Source organism: Actinomadura oligospora ATCC 43269 (assembly GCF_000518265.1).
Lineage (GTDB): Bacteria > Actinomycetota > Actinomycetes > Streptosporangiales > Streptosporangiaceae > Spirillospora > Spirillospora oligospora.
Window position 1 is genome coordinate 84001 of the sequence record NZ_JADG01000021.1, and the last position, 17086, is coordinate 101086.

The window sequence follows — 17086 nt, forward strand, 5'->3', positions numbered from 1 at the left end:
CGTCCGGTCGGAACGCCCCGGTTCGGACGCTCGGTCAGGATTTGTCCGGCCAGGCGTCGGCGATCAGCCGCCGGGTCTCGCGGAGCAGCTGCGGCAGCACCTTGGTGTGGCCGACGACCGGCATGAAGTTGGTGTCCCCGCCCCACCGCGGCACGACGTGCTGGTGCAGGTGGGCGGCGATGCCCGCGCCCGCGACCTGGCCGAGGTTCATGCCGACGTTGAAGCCCTGGGCGCCGCTCGCCGCGCGCAGGGCGGTGATCGCTCGGCGGGTGAAGACGGCCAGCTCGGTGTACTGCTCCTCGTCCAGCCCGGTGTAGTCCGCGACGTGCTGGTACGGGACGACCATGAGGTGCCCGGAGTTGTACGGGTAGAGGTTCAGCACCGCGTAGACGCGCTCACCGCGCGCCACGACCAGACCGTCCTCGTCGTCCATCAGGGGGATGTCGCAGAACGGGCAGCCGGCCTTGTCGGCGGGCTTGTTCTCACCCTTGATGTAGGCCATCCGGTGCGGCGTCCAGAGGCGCTGGAAGGCGTCGGCCACGCCGACGCCGCCGCGCTCCTCCTCGATCTCGGGTCCGGGCGGGCCCGCCGCTCCCGTCCCGGGCGCGTTCCCGCGCACCTCCGGCACCACGAACCCCTCCGGCTCTACGCTCAAGGCGGCGCTCTCCTTCGTGCTGACGGCCTGACCAGCCAGCATAGAGAGGACCACCGGACGGCCCGACGCCGGGTCGCGGCCGCCCAGGTCAGGCGGCGTGGCCGGCCGCCTCACCGAGCACGGCGCCCGGGAGGGGCGGGGCGGGCGGTCAGGCGCGCGGGCGGTCAGGCAGGGCGGGCGTAGCAGGTCTGCATGTCCACGCCGACCGACAGCGTGGTGATCTTGACGCGGCGGACCAGGGTCGGCGCGACGGCGAAGTGGAAGTTCTGGGTGCCCGCCTTCCGGACGGTCGCCTGGTCGCTGAGGGGGCCGTGGCCCGCGACGGTGACCTCGGCCTTCACCACGCCCGCGCCGCCGACGGTGACGGCGACCTCGACTCCGGCGGTGCGTCCGGCGCGGTAGACGGCCGTGCCCGCCGGGCAGAAGTCGATGCCGACACCGCCGCCCGTGCCCGGCATGGGCGCGCCCTGGTCGCCGGGCTGCGAACCCGTCCCGGGGGACGTCCCGGGCTTGGACGGCGAGCGTCCGCCGCCGGTCTGCGGCTGCTGCGCCGGGCCCGAGGAGACGGTGCCGACCGGGCCGCCGGACGTGCCGTCCGACGAGGCCGGGCCTCCCGACGCGGACGCGGACGCGCCGGATCCGTGCCGTCCGCCGAAAGCCTGGAACACCAACACCGCCAGGGCCGCCGAGACCAGCAGGGCCGCGCCCCCGTACCCGAGGAACCGGGCCACCGTCACGCCCGGTCCGGCCGAGGGCGGGCTGCTGGTCTTCATGCTTCGTACTCTCCGGGGGGTGCTGACGTGCGGGGAGCGCCCGAGGCCGCTGCCGGGCCGGGGCCGGGCTTCCGCCGGACGGAGCACCGCCCGGCGGAGGGGCCTCCGCGTGGAGGCCCCTTCACCGTGATCAGACCTGGACGCGCTCGCGCACGGCCTTGACGATCTCGTCCACGGCGTCCTGGATCGCGACGCCGTTCTTCTGCTCGCCGTTGCGGTACCGGAACGAGACGGCGTCGGCGTTCACGTCGTCGTCGCCCGCGAGCAGCATGAACGGGATCTTCTGCTTCTGCGCGTTGCGGATCTTCTTCTGCATCCGGTCGGACGAGGAGTCCACCTCGATCCGGATGCCGTGCTCGCGCAGCGCGGCGGCGACCTTCTCCAGGTGCGGGACGTGCGCGTCGCCGATCGGGACGCCGACGACCTGCACCGGGGCGAGCCACGGCGGCATCGCGCCCGCGTAGTGCTCGATCAGCACGCCCATGAACCGCTCGACCGACCCGAACAGCGCCCGGTGGATCATCACCGGCTGCTGGCGGGTGCCGTCGGCCGCCTGGTACTCCAGGCCGAACCGCTTGGGCTGGTTGAAGTCGAGCTGGATGGTGGACAGCTGCCAGGTGCGGCCGATCGCGTCGCGCGCCTGGACGGAGATCTTCGGGCCGTAGAACGCCGCGCCGCCCGGGTCGTCCATCAGGTCCAGGCCGGAGTCGACGGCGGCCTGGCGGAGCGCCTCGGTGGCCTCCGCCCAGTCCGCGTCGTCGCCGATGAACTTGTCGGACTCGTCGCGGGTGGACAGCTCGAGGTAGAACTCGCGGAGGCCGAAGTCGCGCAGCACGCTCAGCACGAACTGGAGCAGCGACTTGATCTCGTCGCCCATCTGCTCCTTGGTGGCGTAGATGTGCGAGTCGTCCTGGGTCATCCCGCGGACGCGGGTGAGGCCGTGCACGACGCCGGACTTCTCGTACCGGTACACCGACCCGAACTCGCACAGCCGCAGCGGGAGCTCGCGGTAGGACCGGCCGCGGGCCCGGAAGATCAGGTTGTGCATCGGGCAGTTCATCGGCTTGACGCGGTAGTCGACGCCGTCCAGCTCGAAGGCCGGGAACATGTCCTCGCCGTAGTAGGGCAGGTGCCCGGAGATCTCGAACAGCGACGACTTGGTGAGGTGCGGGGTGTTGACGAACTCGTACCCCGCCTCCATCTGCCGCTGACGCATGTAGTCCTCCATCTCCTTGCGGATGATCCCGCCCTTGGGATGGAAGACCGGCAGGCCGCTGCCCAGCTCGGCCGGGAAGGAGAACAGGTCGAGCTCGGCGCCCAGCTTGCGGTGGTCGCGCTTCTCGGCCTCGGCGAGCATCGCCAGGTACTCGTCCTGCCGCTCGCGGGACTCCCACGCGGTGCCGTAGATGCGCTGGAGCTGCGGGTTCTTCTCGCTGCCGCGCCAGTACGCGCCGCCGGTCCGCATCAGCTTGAACGCCGGGATGACCCGGGTGGTCGGCACGTGCGGGCCCCGGCACAGGTCCTTCCAGCACAGCTCGCCGGACTTGGCGTCGAGGTTGTCGTAGATGGTCAGCTCGCCCGCGCCGACCTCGACGTTCGCGCCGTCCTCGGCGGACGCCGAGCCCTTGAGGCCGATCAGCTCCAGCTTGTACGGCTCGGCGGCGAGCTCGGCGCGCGCCTCGTCGTCGGAGACGGCCCGGCGGGAGAACCGCTGGCCCTGCTTGACGATCTCGCGCATGCGCTTCTCGATGCGCTTCAGGTCGTCCGGGGTGAACGGCTCGGCGACGTCGAAGTCGTAGTAGAAGCCGTTCTCGACCGGCGGGCCGATGCCCAGCCTGGCCTCGGGGTGCAGCTCCTGCACGGCCTGGGCCATCACGTGCGCGGCGGAGTGCCGCATGATCGCGCGGCCGTCCACCGAGCCGATCTCGACCGGCTCGACCAGGTCGCCGTCGGCCACCCGGTGCTCGAGGTCGCGCAGCTGTCCGTTCACCCGCGCCGCGATCACGGTGCGGCCGTCGGCCTCGAGGGCCTGGCCGGCGGTCGTGCCCGCAGGCACCACCCGCTCGCTCCCGTCGAGGGTGATGCGCAGCTCTGACACGGTGTCTCCTCGCGTTTCTGGTCGGGTTCGGAATGGTATCGAGCGGGACCCCGGAACGCGGTGAGGCCCCGGGAGCGAGCTCCCGGGGCCTCACCGCAGTTCGAAGATCAGGACGTGCGGCCGTGACGCCGGGACGGGCCCGGCGTGGTCGTCAGCGCCTTCACGGCGGCGAGCACGGCTCTCACGAGGCCGAGTGTACTACGCGCCGGACAGGCCACGCGGTCCCCGACCGTCCGGTGGAGGGGCGCTGCGCGGCGGAAGGGCCGTGCGAGCGCGGCCGTCCGGTGGGGGCTACGCCGTGGAGGGGCCGCGCGGGGGCGGCCGTCCGGTGGAGGGGCGCCCGGGGGGCGGGCGGGGGCGCTAGGTGGTGGACGGTCTGGCCCTCCGTGTCGGCGACTGGAGCTTGTCCATGTCCTCCAGCTCCCTGCCCTTGGTCTCCGGGACGCTGCGCCAGACGAACATGAAGGCGAGGACCGCGAACAGCGTGTACAGGCCGTAGGCGACGCCGAGCGACAGCGCCGACAGCGCCGGGAACGTCACGGTGATCAGCCAGTTGGCGATCCACTGCGCGGCCGCCGCGACCGCGAGCGCCGAGGCCCGGATGAAGTTGTTGAACATCTCGCCGAGCATCACCCAGACGACCGGGCCCCAGGTGGAGGCGAAGCCGAACACGTACAGGTTGGCGGCGACCAGCGCGATCGGCCCGGCCACGTCGCCGAGCTTGGGGTTGCCGTCCACGACCGGGGCGGTGGCGAAGCAGACCGCCATCGTGCCGAGCGTGACGGCCATCAGGGCGGCGCCGAACAGCAGCAGCGGACGGCGGCCGATCCTGTCCACCAGCGCGATCGCGACGAGCGTGGAGCCGACGTTCACCAGCGAGTTGATCACCGAGGTGAGCATCGCGTCGTTCTCGCCGAACCCGGCGGCCTGCCACAGCGTGGTGCCGTAGTAGAAGATCACGTTGATGCCGACGAACTGCTGGAACACCGACAGCATGATGCCGACCCAGACGATCGGCAGCAGCCCGAACCGGTTGCCGCGCAGGTCGTGCAGGTGGACGGGCCGGTCCGAGGCGATCGACCGGACGATCTCGCCGATCTTCACGTCCACGTCGCTGCGTCCGGTGACCCTCCGCAGCACCTGCCGGGCCCGGCCGAGCTCCCGCTTCTTGACCAGGTAGCGCGGTGACTCGGGGATGACCAGCGAGAGCACGCCGTACAGGATGGCGGGCACCGTCGCGGCGGCGAACATCCAGCGCCAGGCCGAGCCGCCCCAGGGGACGTGGCCGGTCGCGCCGCCCACCGACACCCGGGCGATGATGTAGTTCACCACCAGCGCGGAGAAGATGCCGAGCACGATCGCCATCTGCTGGAGCGAGCCGAGCCGTCCGCGCAGGTTCGCCGGGGCGATCTCGGCGATGTAGGCGGGGGCGATCACCGAGGCGGTGCCGATGGCCAGGCCGCCGCACACCCGCCAGAACGTCAGGTCCCAGGCGCTCAGCGACAGCGCCGAGCCGGTCGCGCTCACCACGAAGATGACCGCCGCGCCGACCATGACCTTGATCCGGCCGACGCGGTCGGCGATCGGGCCGGCGAACCAGGCCCCGACGGCGCAGCCGAGCAGCGCCGAGGAGACCACGAACCCGATCCAGAACGAGTTCAGGTGGAACTGCGCCTTGAGCGCCCCGACCGTCCCGTTGATCACCGAGGAGTCGTAGCCGAACAGGAAGCCGCCCAGCGCCGCGGCCCCGGCGAGCATGACGGCGACGGCGGCCGAGTGTCCGTGCGCGGCGGTGCTGGTCGACGTCGCGGTGTCCCTGTCCTCCCTGGTCATGTCGGGGACCTTCCCCGGAAAAGATCGGTCATTCGCCGGGGAGGATCAAGGTTCGGCCGGGTCCGCCCCCGAACGGGCGGCGTCCGATACCGGAGGTGGCGGCGCCGATCTCCCTCTGCGGAGGCAGGCGGCCATGGCCGCGGGCGGCATACTCTCCTGGCAAATGAGCGACCAGTCCTCCTCCCCCGGCCCCCTTTCCGGGCCCGCCGCCTCGTCCGGCTCCACGCCTGAACCTCCGTCCGGCGGCGACCTCCTGCGCGCGGCGTGGCGGCGCGCCGTGCTGCCCGGCGTCGCGACCGGTCCGAACGCGGTCCGTCCGCCGCTGCCCCGGGGGCTGTGGGTGCGCGTGCCGTTGATCGTGCTCCTGACGCTCCTGGCGATCGGGTTCAGCGCCGGGTCCATCGCCATCCCGATGTCGTCGTCGCTGCACCGGTCGGCGGACGAGAGCGTGCCGATCGGCCTGCTCCAGGCGGCTCCGCTGGTGGTGGCGCTGTTCCGGCCGCTGCTGGCGTGGCGGATCATGGCGGTCGGGCTGCTGCTCGGCGCGCTGGCGATCCGGGACGCCGCCTGGTGGCCCTGGTCGCCGACCGCGTGGCTGGCCTTCACGATCGTGCTGTTCTGCGTCGGGTTGTCCGGGGACCGGACGGTCACGGTCGGCGTCGGCCTGGTCAGCGCGGTCGGGGTGGTCGGCCCGGCCTCGCTGGTGGCGATGCCGATCTGGTTCGGGGTGATCCTGTCCACGGTGGCGCTGCTGGCGCTGGTGTTCGGGGACGCCGTGGGCGGTCGCCGGATCGCCGAGCGGGCACTGCGCGAGCAGGAGGAACTGCACCGCCGCGACCTGGCCCGGCAGGCGGTCCTGGAGGAGCGCGCCCGGATCGCGCGGGAGCTGCACGACGTCGTCGCGCACCACATGTCGGTGATCGCGATGCAGGCCGAGGCGGCGCCGTACAAGATCCCGGAGCTGCCGGACCAGGCCCGCGCGACCTTCGTGGTGGTGCGCGACGCGGCCCGCCAGGCCCTGGCCGAGACCCGGCGGGTCGTCGGGCTGCTGCGGTCCGAGGACGAGACCGCCGAGCGCGCCCCGCAGCCCGGCCTCGCCCGGCTGGACGAGCTGCTGGAGGCGGCGCGGCGATCCGGGCTGACGGTGACGAGCACGGTGACCGGAATGCCGCGTCCGCTCGCGACGGGCGTGGACCTGTCGGCGTTCCGGATCGTCCAGGAGTCCCTGAGTAACGCCTCCCGGTACGCACCGCGTGGGACGGTCCGGGTGGAGATCGGCTACGGGGACGACGCGCTGGGCGTGGCCGTCCGCGACGAGGGGCCGGGCCCGGACGGCACGCCCGAGTCGTCCGGCGGCGGCCACGGCCTGGTCGGGATGCGCGAGCGGGCCACGATGCTGGGCGGTTCCCTGACGACCGGCCCACGCGAAGACGGCCGCCCGGGCTGGTCGGTCACAGCCGAACTCCCCTACGGCACCCCCGACTGATCGGGCGGGTCAACCGCTCAGCGAGGTCATTCGAGGTCCTCGGCGGGCACGGGCTGGACGAGGTCCCGGGCGCAGCCGCACGGCATACGCGCGAAGATCCGAACGGGCTGAGGAAGGTCGTCGCGGAACGCCTGAATGGGCACCCATTGGCGACCATCACACGCCGGGCACCGCGAGGGGTCCTCCTCGGCTGGGTCGGCACCAAGCTCCTCCCACACCCGCCGAACCCCTTCCGCCGGGACGTCCCCGAGTTCGTCAAGGACCCCGGACGGATAGCCGCGCGCCGCCAGCGTGCACCCCACATGCCCGCTTCGTCCGCAACCACCGCAGGCGGGGCAGAACACCGCGGCAAGCAACAGCCGGGCGCGGCCCGTGAGCGGATCGGGGCTCCACTCGGTGGACACGCGCTCGTTGGTGACGCCGTGACCGCCGCACACCCCGCAGGGCGCGGCTTCATCCAGCTCGGGCGCTGGGAACACCGCGTGGCAATAATTCGTGTTGCTGCTGGTCATAGGGACTTCGTCGGGTCGCGAAGGTCAACGCCGGTGCAGCCGCTGGTCGTCGCCAGGGCGACACCCTCACGGCCCGCCGCTCAGGCGCATGCAACCTTCAGAACGGCAGGGGAGAACGGGAGCCTTCGCCACACAGCTCGTTACAAATCCTGTCCAGCACCGAAGCAAGTTGATTCAGGCATTCCCGCGCCTCCTCCATATCAAGCCCCAGACTCTCGGACCTTTCAATATGAGCCAACGTCACGTACGACACCATCCAGAGTCTGCTCAGAATTCACCCGTCCGACCAGCTACCGGGGCGATTGGCAATAAGGCCACCATCTTCCACAAACTCTCGATCCATGCTCAAGAAGATCTCATCGAACTCGGCGATGGGAGGGATCTGACCAAAGGAGGCAGCGATCACATTCACTGCCTGGCGCAAGACAGCACGCCCTTCGCCAACTCCCCCCGCCCCAAGCGCTCCATATACCCGTCGCTTGTGCTGCGGCGACAACCGATGTCCGGCTCGGACCACGCGACCGCCCCTGTCCTTGTCCCTGCTGCGGGTTTCTGCCCCTTGCCGAACACGGCGCGTACGAGATCTGCCAGGTCTGTTTCTGTGAGGACGACGCCGACACGGTACGAGTCGCTCCGAGCAACCAACTCAGCCTCACCGCCGCACGACGCAACTTCACAGGGTTCGGAGTCGTGGACCGCCGATGGCTCCAGCATGTCCGGGACCCGCGGCCAGAGGAATACCCCTCCAGGGCCTCAGCGCCTAACCAGCGGCCACCCGACAAAACGTCGTCCACGTCGTGAGCGCGCCTCACCCGGACGATGTACTCCCGTGGGAGTAAATCCCTCGCTGGCGCATCCGCTGGAGTAGTGGCGTTTTACGACGTCGGCGCGATGTAACAGCGAGGGTGGAGCGGAAGCCTTGCTGCCATGGACAAAATACGAACCACAGCCTGGTCGCTGCCGAGTGAACCCGCCGAGTCCAACCCATCGGCTTGGCGTCCCCGCGCATGGATTCCGTGGGCCGTGCTCGGCCTGTGGACGGTGCTGTTGATGCTCGCCCTGCCGTTCGCCAGCAAATTGCACGGGGCGACCACCGACCGGCAGGTCGACTATCTCCCCGCCAGCGCCCAGTCGACGCAGGTGGCCCGGCTCCTGGACGCCATGCCCGGCGGCGGGACCACCGACCTGGTGCTGGTCTACCAACGTCCCAGCGGGCTGACCGCCGCCGACTGGCATGTGGTCCGGAACCGGGCGGCCGCGTTGAGCCAGAAGTTCCAACTGGTCGGCGGGCCACCCCGTGCCATCCCGGCGGGGGACGGGCAGACCATGATGATCCCCCTGGCGGTCGCCCAGCGGGACGGCGACGCCAAGACGGTGGTCCCCGAGGTCCGTGCACAGGCGACCGAGGACCGGCATGGCGGGCTCAGCGTCAGGCTCGGCGGGCAGGGCGCGCTGGCCGCCGACATGGACAGGACCTACGGTTCGATCAATGGCCTGCTGCTGGTCGTCACGGTCTCCGTGGTGGCCGTCCTGCTGATCGTCACCTACCGCAGTCCGCTGTTGTGGCTGGTCCCCCTGGTGTGCACCGGAGTGGCCGCGGTCGCCGGGATGGCGGTGGCCGATCTGCTGGTCCGGGCGTCCGGGCTGACCGTCAACGCGATGAGCAGCGGCGTCATGACCGTGCTGATTTTCGGTGCGGGCACCGACTACGCGCTGCTGCTCATCGCCCGCTACCGCGACGAGCTGCGCACGGCCCGGTCCACGGGCGATGCGATGGTCCGGGCGTTGCGGCGCGCGGGACCGGCCGTGGTGACCTCGGCGGGGACCGTGGTCGCCGGGCTGACGGTGCTGCTGCTGGCCGACATGAACAGCAGCCGTGCCATCGGCCCGATCGGCGCGGTCGGGGTGATCTGTGCCCTGGCCGCGATGATGACCCTGCTGCCTGCGGTGCTGGTGCTCCTCGGGCGGCGGATGTTCTGGCCACTGGTCCCGGTTTACGGGAGCGAGCCGTCCGCCCGGCACGGCATGTACCACCGCGTCGGCGCGCTGGTCACCCGTCGCCGAATGGTGACGCTGGTGAGCGGCATGGCGGCCCTGGGCGCGCTCACGCTGGGCACGCTGAACCTCTCTGGTCACCTGCGGCAAGAGGACGCCTTCACCCGGCGACCCGAATCCGTCATCGCGATGCGGGAGGTCGCCGCAGCGTTCCCCGGGCGGAGCAGCCAGCCCGTCACGGTGCTCGCGCACACGCCCGACGTCGACTCTGTGGCCGCGACGGCCCGGGGTATCCCCGGTGTCGCCGCAGTGAGCAGGGGTCGCACGGCGAACGGCTGGACCGAGCTGAACGTCACCACGATGGGCCAGCCGGAGAGCCGGGCAGAGACGGCGAGCATCAAGCGACTGCGTGCCGCGCTGGGAGACCAGGCGCTGGTCGGTGGCAGGAGCGCCCAGCGCATGGACACCGAGCACACCACCGCACGCGACCGGGTCGTGGTGATCCCGCTGGTGCTGGCCGCAGTCCTTCTGTTGCTCGCCGCGCTCTTGCGGAGTTTGGTGGCCGCCGCGTTGCTGCTGGCGGCGGTGGCGGTGGTCTGGGCGGCCGCACTCGGCCTGGGCGGACTGGTCTTCGGCCCGCTGCTCGACTTCGAGGGAAACGATCCCACGCTGCCCTTGCTCGCCTTTGTGTTCCTGGTCGCGCTCGGCGTCGACTACGGCATCTTCCTGCTCCACCGGATGCGCGAAGAACGGGCCGTGGTGCCCGCCCTCACCGCCACCGGCGGCGTCATCGCCTCGGCCGGTGTGGTCCTGGCCGCCACCTTCGCCGTCCTGACCGTTCTGCCTCTGGTCTCGATGGTGGAGCTGGGCTTCGTGATCGGGGTCGGCGTCCTGCTGGACACCTTCCTGGTGCGGACGTTCCTGGTCCCGGCCTGCGCCCTGCTCCTGGGACGCCACCTGTGGTGGCCGGGGGCGCCGGCCACCACAGGCGCGGCCGGCGGCTCCGCGAACATGCCCGGTACCGGGACCTGAGCCCGCGGCGAGAGGGTGACCACGGCATCCGGCGCGGAGCAGAATCCATCCCAACGGCAGGTCTACCCGCTCTGCGGAGAGAAAGGGGGTGACGCCATGTTGGCCACGTCGCATCTTCGTCGTGTCCTGCCGCTCACCCGATCGGAAATCGTGCTTCCCCTCTCCACGCTCGCGGTGCAGTCGGTGCTGGTCGTCGCGCCGAACGGGTTCGACGGTACCCGGCCGGACGCCGTCGGCCTGGCGTTGCTGACCTCTGCCGCACTGATGCTGGCAGGGTGGCGGAGGGCCCCTGTGAGCACGGTCTTGGCGGTCGTCACGATCCTCGCCGCGTACAACACCATGGGCTACCTGCACCTCGCCTCCGTACCGGCCTGCATGGTGGCGCTGTACGGGCTGGCGCTGTCCGGCCCCTCACGGCGGACGTACCCGATCGTCGCCGTGGTCGTCGCGCTCATGACCGGCATCCTCTCGGCCAGGTCCCACGCCGGCACGGCCTGGGACATCCTGCGCAACGCGGGCTGGGTCCTGGCCATCGTGGTGATCGGGGACGCGGTGCGGATCCATCGCCGGTACATCACCGCCATCGTCCAGCGCGCCGAGCACGCCGAAAGGACCCGCGAGGAGGAGGCCGCCAGGCGGGTGACGGAGGAACGCATGCGCATCGCCCGCGACCTGCACGACCTGCTCGCCCACAGCATCACGCTGATCGGCGTACAAGCGTCGGTCGCCGCACACGTGCTGGTCGAGGACCCTGAACTGCTGGACCGCCAGGCCCTGGCCCGCACGCTGACGACCATCACCGACACCTGCCGAGACGCACGCACCGAACTGCGCACCACCCTTCGCGTGCTGCGCGGCGACGCACCGGACGACCTGCGCGAGCCGGTGCCGGGCCTTGCCGGGCTGCCCGCCCTGGCCCGAGCGGCCGAGGCTGCCGGTGTCCAGGTGGACCTTGACGCTCCCCAGCTACCTCAGGTGCCGGCGCGGGTGGCAGTAGCTGCCTACCGCATCGTGCAGGAGGCCCTGACCAACGCCGTGCGGCACGCCCCCGGCTGCCGCATCCGGGTGCGGCTCACCACCGACGACAGGCACCTGCGCGTCATTGTGGAGGATCACGGCCCTGCACCGGGCCGAGCGCCGGTGAGCTCGCCCGGTCCCACCGGCTACGGTCTGGTCGGGATGCGCGAGCGGGCCCGAAGCGTCGGCGGCACCCTGACGGCCGGCCCGCGTCCGCCCGGACGCGGATTCGCCATCGAGGCCGAACTGCCGTTCGACGAGGGGCTGGAGGCCACCAGATGACCGACAAGCAGCACCCGAACGACGACAAGCCGCCCATCCGCGTTCTGCTGGCCGACGACCAGGCCCTGGTCCGCGGCGCGTTCGCACTGCTCATAGGCTCGGCTCCGGACATGGAAGTGGTCGGCGAGGCGGCCACCGGACGCGACGCCTACGAACTGGCCCGTCAAGCCCGCGCCGATGTCGTCATCATGGACGTCCGCATGCCCGACCTGGACGGCATCGAGGCCACCAGGCTGATCGCCGCCGACGAGGACCTGGCCGGCGTCCGGGTGCTGGTCCTGACCACCTACGACACCGACGAGCACATCATCGCCGCACTGCGGGCGGGCGCCAGTGGCTTCATCGTCAAGGACGCCCTCCCAGCCGAGTTGCTCCGGGCGGTGCGCACCGTGTCCGCAGGCGAGGCGCTCCTCTCGCCGGGCCCCACGGCCCGCGTCATCGCCCGCGCCCTGCGCCTGCCGGACACGGCCCCGCGCCCGAACAGCCGCCTCGCCTCGGACCGCCTGGCCGTGTTGTCTCCACGCGAGCGGGAGGTCCTGACCCTGGTAGCCAAAGGTCTGAACAACACCGAGATCGCCCAGGCGCTGCACCTGAGCCCGCTCACCGCCAAAACCCACGTGAGCCGGATCATGAACCGGCTGGATGCCCGTGACCGGCCACAGCTGGTCATCGTCGGCTATGAGACGGGCCTGGTCGTCCCCGGTCGCCATGGCGGCTCGATCGCGCCCTCAGAGGGATGACGGTCGAAATCCAACGCTGCCCCACACACGTGGAGACGACTGGCATGGAGGCGTGCCGCACAGCGTTGGTAGCCACGCCGCAAAAGGAGATCGCAGATAGGGCCGGACTTCCGGTTAGTTGTACCCGGTCATGGTCTTGGCGACATTCGGGCGACGCGGCTGGCTCTCAAGTCGGGCGGCGGGGTGGGGGTCAGGCTTGCCAGAGGGTGGCTAGTTGGCGGGTTGCGAGGCGGGACGGGACGGCGCGGAGCAGGGTGTCACGTAGCCAGGCGCTCACGCCGGTCTGGGAGGTCAGGCGCGATTGCCGGGACGCCGCCCGCATCATGCGGCTGGTGCTGGGCCTGCGTTCGGCGTCGTAGCTCAGGAGGCGCTGGGGGACGTCGGCCGGTTCCCCGCCCGTCAGGTGGCGGGTCAGCGCGGCGGCGTCCTCGAAGGCCTGGCTGGCGCCCTGGCCGAGGTCGGGTGGCATGGCGTGCGCGGCGTCGCCGAGGAGCCCGATCCTGCCGGACGCGAACGAGGGCAGGGGTTCGGCCAGGCGGGTGATCGGGTCGACGTGGATGTCCGCGGGCGGGGTGGCCTCGATCAGCTCGGGGACGAGGGGATGCCAGTCGGCCATCAGGGACAGCATCTGCGCGCGTGCCTCGTCCGCGTCGGGTGGCGTGCCGTCCAGGAGGGAGTCGGTGAACCAGTACAGGCGGTCCTCGCCGACGGGGAACAGGCCGAACATCGCGCCGCTGCGACGGTCGACCAGCTGGCTGACGAGCAGGTCCGGGGCCATGCCGGGAGGGCGGGGCAGCATGCCGCGCAGGTCCATCCGGCCGGTTCGCCGCAGCCCGGGGTGATCGGGGAAGAGCTGGGCGCGCAGCGTGCTGCCGATGCCGTCGGCCACGATCACGGCGTCCGCTCTCGCGACGGGTTCGCCGTCGCTGATCACGGTCACTTCGGTGTCGCCGGATTCCAGGCGCTCGACCGGGCTGCCGGTTCGTACCAGGCCAGGGGGCAGCGGGGCTCGTAGCGCCCGGTGCAGGTCCGCCCGGTCGATCATGGCCGGTGTGCCGACGACCTGCTGCACCTGGGCGGTGTCGGTGACCAGCAGCGGCCGTCCGAGCCTGTCCCGCAATCCCCAGAGACCGGCCTGCATATCCCGCCCACGGACGTCCGCGGCCAGTCCCATCGTGTCCAGCGCGCGAAGCCCGTTGGGCATGACCACGATGCCGGTGCCCGCCTCCCGCAACTCGGCGGCCCGTTCGAAGAGCGTGACCTCGTGGCCCGTGCGATGCAGCCCCACCGCGGCCGCCACTCCCCCGAGTCCGGCGCCGACCACAACGATCCTCATGCGACCTCCTCGTCGACATTCACTACGATCGTACTAGTACGAATATTGGTATCATGGGGTTCATGCCGCCCCTCAACCAGGCCCGTCGCCGGGCAGTCGCCGATGCCGCCATCGAGCTACTGGCGTCCTCGGGTGTGCATGGAGTGACCCACCGCGCGGTGGAGAGGGAGGCGGACCTTCCGCCGGGAACGGCCTCGAACTACTTCCGCAGCAGGGAAGCACTGCTGGTGGCCGCCGCGGAGCGAATCATCGAGTTGCATCACGCCGACACCGACCGCGCCACCGACCAAGCCACCGGGCAGCCCGCGTCCCTGGTCGACCTGCTGGCCGAATCGCTGTTCACGGCGGCGACAAGGCTGCGCGACCGCTACCTGGCGATCTTCGAACTGCAACTGGAGGCCACCCGCCGACCGGCGCTCGCCTCGGTACTCGCGAACCTGCAGGACGCCGCGATGCGGACCACCGCCGGACACCACGGCAAACTCGGCCTCACCACCCCCCGCGCGACGATCGCCACGCTGATCTCGCTCTACGGAGGCGCGCTGCACACCCTGGTCACCTCCCCGCCGGAGAGCGTCACCAGGGATGCCGTCCAGAACCTGGCCCAGGCCATCGTGCACGGCTGCGACGTGCCCGAAGAGGCTTCCGAGCGCGGGGAGCTTCGGTAGACGCGCTCGTCACAACGCTCGTTGATGACCATGTCCACGCCTTGGGGAGTCCTGGCGCGGCGCGCGGACCGGCCCCAGCGCTTGAGCTCCCTCGTTCCGGGTTCGTGGGGTGATCTTGGGGGTGGGACGGCTTAGGGTGATCCCGTGACGATTCGGGTGCTGATCGCCGACGACCAGGTGATGATCCGCGACGGGCTGGCGGCGCTGCTGTCGTCGGATCCGGAGATCGAGGTGGTGGGGCAGGCCGGGAACGGCCGGGAGGCGGTCGACCTCGCCCGGGAGCTGGTCCCGGACGTGGTCGTCATGGACATCCGGATGCCCGAGATGGACGGCCTCGCCGCCACCGCCGAGCTGGTCGGCGACGCCTCCGAGGAGGACTCCAAGGCGCCGAAGGTGCTGGTGCTGACGACCTTCGACCTGGACGAGTACGTCTACGAGGCGCTCGGCGCGGGGGCCAGCGGGTTCCTGCTGAAGGACGCCCCGGCCGCCGACCTCGTGCAGGGCGTGCGGGTCGTGGCGTCCGGGGACGCGCTGCTCGCGCCGTCCATCACCCGGCGGCTGATCTCCGACTTCGCGCGGCGGCGCAGGCACGAGCGGCCGAGCCCGGCGGCGTCGGCGGCGCTCACCCCGCGCGAGCGGGACGTGCTGCGGCTCATCGCGCGCGGCATGTCCAACGCCGAGATCGCCGCCGAGCTGGTGTTGGCCGAGCAGACCGTCAAGACGCACGTGGGGCACGTCCTGACCAAGCTGGGTCTGCGCGACCGTACCCAGGCCGTCGTGTTCGCCTACGAGAACGGTCTCGTCGGCGACTGATCCGCCGGGTCAGCGGGACGGGTCGAGGACGAGCTTGCCGGTCGAGCGGCGGGAACGCAGGTCCTCGTGGGCCCGCTGAACCTCGGACAGCCCGTACTCGCCGCCCGCGACGACCTTGAGCCGTCCGGCCGCGACGAGGCCGAACAGCTCGTCCAGCGCGGTGCCCATGACGTCGCCGGGGAGCTGGAACACGTGCGCCAGCCACATGCCCGCGACGGTCGTCGAGTGCGACATCAGGGTGGCGGGCTGGACGGGCTTGGGCAGCTCCCGGGACGCCATGCCGTAGAAGGCGAGGCGGCCGAACGGGGCGAGCGCGGTGAGGCTCTGGTCGGTGACGCGTCCGCCGGTCATCTCCAGCACCACGTCCACGCGGCGGCCGTGGTTGGCCTCGATCAGCGCGGTCTTGAGGTCGGGCTCCTTCGGGTCCACGGCGATGTCGGCGCCGAGGTCGAGCGCGAGGGCGCGCTTCTCCGGGGACGAGGCGGTCGCGATGACCCGGCCCGCGCCCCAGGCCTTGGCCAGCTGGACGGCGAGGGTGCCGACGCCGCCCGCCGCCGCGTGGACGACGACCGACTCGCCGGGTGCGAGGTGGGTGCTGCGGCGCAGGAGCAGCCAGGCGCTGACGCCCTGGACGACCATGCCGAGCGCGGTGACGTCGTCGATGTCGTCCGGGACGTCCCAGGTGGTCGCGGTCGGCGCGACGGCCTTCTCGGCGTAGCCGCCGGTGCCGAGCAGCGCGACGACGCGGCGGCCGTCGGGGGCGCGTCCGACGACCTCGCCGCCGGGGACCAGGGGCAGTACCTGCTTGGACAGGTAGCTGTCCTCGGTCTGGTGGGTGTCGGCGTAGTTGATTCCGGCGCGGTCGACCTCGATGAGGACCTGCCCGTCGCCGGGGACCGGGTCGGGCAGCTCGACCGGCGTGAGGACCTCGGGTCCGCCGAACTCGCTGATCTGGATGGCGCGCATCTCTTCGTTCTCCCTTTCGGCGGGCTCAGCGGGGCCCGGGGACGCCGCGGAACCGGAACGGCTCGGACGGGCGGCCGGGCACCACGTACCAGGCCTCCCCGGCGCCGTCCCCGTCCAAGATTGCCATGAACGCCTCGACCACGTCCGCGAGGGGCAGGACGGGGAACCCCTGGCGTTCCAGCTCGTCCCTCATCGGGATGATGATGTCGGTTTCGGCGAACGAGGGGCACAGCGCGTTCACCCGGATGCCGTCGGGCAGGTGCGCGGGCCCGAGCGCCCGGACGAGCCCGACCACGGCCGCCTTGTTCGCTCCGTAGACCGGGTCGAAGGGCGTCGCGGTGAGCCCGGCCATGCTCGCGGTCGCGACGATGTCGCCGCCGCCTCGTGCGCGCAGGGCGGGCAGGGCCGCGTGGACGCCGTAGACGACGCCGTCCACGTTGATGGACATCGCGCGGCGGTGGCGCTCGGGATCGAAGTCGTCGCCGAGGCCGAAGCCGCTGGCGACGCCCGCGTTCAGGAACGCCAGGTCGAGGCCGCCGAAGCGGTCGACGGCGGTCTGGACGGCCCGCGCGCTGTCGGCGGGCTCGCGCACGTCGCAGCGGACGAACGCGCCGTCCAGCTCCTCGGCCAGGGCCCGGCCGTGGTCCTCGTCCACGTCGGCCAGGACGACGTGGACGCCCTCGTCCGCGAGCCGCCGGGCGACCGCCGCGCCGATGCCGTTCGCGCCGCCGGTGATGAGCGCGACCCTGCCCGTGCGCCCGCCCGCGCGCCCGCCCGTGCGCCCGCCCGTGCGCCCGCCCGCGCGCCCGCCCGCGCGCCCGCCCGCGCGCCCGCCCGCGCCGGAGTCCGCTGGTCCTGGAAACGCCGTCATGGCACCTCG

Annotated in this window: 15 protein-coding genes; 7 read left to right on the forward strand and 8 right to left on the reverse strand. The window is 71.7% G+C overall.

Features of this window, described 5'->3' with window-relative positions:
• Positions 1-34 precede the first annotated feature (34 nt).
• From P696_RS0128835 to P696_RS48820, 4 genes are all read right to left on the reverse strand, one after another.
• Entirely contained in the window at positions 35-655 is a 621-nt protein-coding gene (locus tag P696_RS0128835; protein ID WP_245627847.1) for an HIT family protein, read from the reverse strand.
• Positions 656-819: 164 nt separating this feature from the next.
• Positions 820-1428 carry a hypothetical protein gene (locus tag P696_RS53065; protein WP_051468305.1) on the reverse strand — a complete coding sequence of 203 codons (609 nt, stop codon included), beginning with the start codon at positions 1426-1428 and terminating at the stop codon, positions 820-822.
• 130 nt (positions 1429-1558) lie between these two features.
• A complete protein-coding gene (thrS, locus tag P696_RS0128845; RefSeq protein WP_026415049.1) occupies positions 1559-3526 on the reverse strand; it encodes a threonine--tRNA ligase in 1968 nt (655 codons plus the stop codon).
• A 360-nt stretch (positions 3527-3886) separates the two neighbouring features.
• Positions 3887-5359 carry a sugar porter family MFS transporter gene (locus P696_RS48820; RefSeq protein WP_051468306.1) on the reverse strand — a complete coding sequence of 491 codons (1473 nt, stop codon included), beginning with the start codon at positions 5357-5359 and terminating at the stop codon, positions 3887-3889.
• 163 nt (positions 5360-5522) lie between these two features.
• Here P696_RS48820 and P696_RS48825 point away from each other — a divergent pair, with 163 nt between their 5' ends.
• Positions 5523-6845, forward strand: coding sequence for a sensor histidine kinase (locus P696_RS48825; protein ID WP_084338342.1), 1323 nt, complete (start codon positions 5523-5525; stop codon positions 6843-6845).
• Between the two features lie 26 nt (positions 6846-6871).
• Here the strand turns inward: P696_RS48825 and P696_RS56300 are convergent, their stop codons facing one another.
• Positions 6872-7357, reverse strand: coding sequence for a hypothetical protein (locus tag P696_RS56300; RefSeq protein ID WP_157429976.1), 486 nt, complete (start codon positions 7355-7357; stop codon positions 6872-6874).
• 468 nt (positions 7358-7825) lie between these two features.
• Between P696_RS56300 and P696_RS59410 the strand changes: the two genes are divergently transcribed.
• From P696_RS59410 to P696_RS0128875, 4 genes are all read left to right on the forward strand, one after another.
• Positions 7826-8158: a CPCC family cysteine-rich protein gene (locus P696_RS59410; protein ID WP_084338324.1), complete on the forward strand. Its 333-nt coding sequence runs from the start codon at positions 7826-7828 to the stop codon at positions 8156-8158.
• Positions 8159-8284: 126 nt separating this feature from the next.
• Positions 8285-10384 (forward strand): MMPL family transporter, encoded by a 2100-nt coding sequence (locus P696_RS48830; protein WP_084338326.1) that lies wholly within the window; start codon positions 8285-8287, stop codon positions 10382-10384.
• Positions 10385-10534: 150 nt separating this feature from the next.
• The gene (locus P696_RS48835) at positions 10535-11683 is read left to right on the forward strand and encodes a sensor histidine kinase (RefSeq protein ID WP_211245885.1); all 1149 of its coding nucleotides are present in this window, start codon (positions 10535-10537) and stop codon (positions 11681-11683) included.
• Complete coding sequence (locus tag P696_RS0128875; RefSeq protein ID WP_051468307.1) at positions 11680-12423, forward strand: response regulator transcription factor; 744 nt, start codon at positions 11680-11682, stop codon at positions 12421-12423. Before P696_RS48835 ends, P696_RS0128875 begins: the two co-directional genes overlap by 4 nt.
• A gap of 190 nt (positions 12424-12613) precedes the next feature.
• On the opposite strand, the gene P696_RS48840 is transcribed toward P696_RS0128875, so the two are convergent.
• The gene (locus P696_RS48840) at positions 12614-13759 is read right to left on the reverse strand and encodes an FAD-dependent monooxygenase (protein ID WP_034487512.1); all 1146 of its coding nucleotides are present in this window, start codon (positions 13757-13759) and stop codon (positions 12614-12616) included.
• A gap of 62 nt (positions 13760-13821) precedes the next feature.
• Between P696_RS48840 and P696_RS48845 the strand changes: the two genes are divergently transcribed.
• Both P696_RS48845 and P696_RS0128890 read left to right on the forward strand, forming a co-directional pair.
• Positions 13822-14427, forward strand: a complete 606-nt coding sequence (locus P696_RS48845) for a TetR/AcrR family transcriptional regulator (protein ID WP_051468325.1) — start codon at positions 13822-13824, stop codon at positions 14425-14427.
• A 144-nt stretch (positions 14428-14571) separates the two neighbouring features.
• Entirely contained in the window at positions 14572-15240 is a 669-nt protein-coding gene (locus P696_RS0128890; protein WP_026415052.1) for a response regulator, read from the forward strand.
• Positions 15241-15249: 9 nt separating this feature from the next.
• On the opposite strand, the gene P696_RS0128895 is transcribed toward P696_RS0128890, so the two are convergent.
• A complete protein-coding gene (locus tag P696_RS0128895) occupies positions 15250-16206 on the reverse strand; it encodes a quinone oxidoreductase family protein (protein WP_026415053.1) in 957 nt (318 codons plus the stop codon).
• A 25-nt stretch (positions 16207-16231) separates the two neighbouring features.
• Positions 16232-17077: an SDR family oxidoreductase gene (locus P696_RS0128900; protein WP_084338330.1), complete on the reverse strand. Its 846-nt coding sequence runs from the start codon at positions 17075-17077 to the stop codon at positions 16232-16234.
• Positions 17078-17086 lie beyond the last annotated feature (9 nt).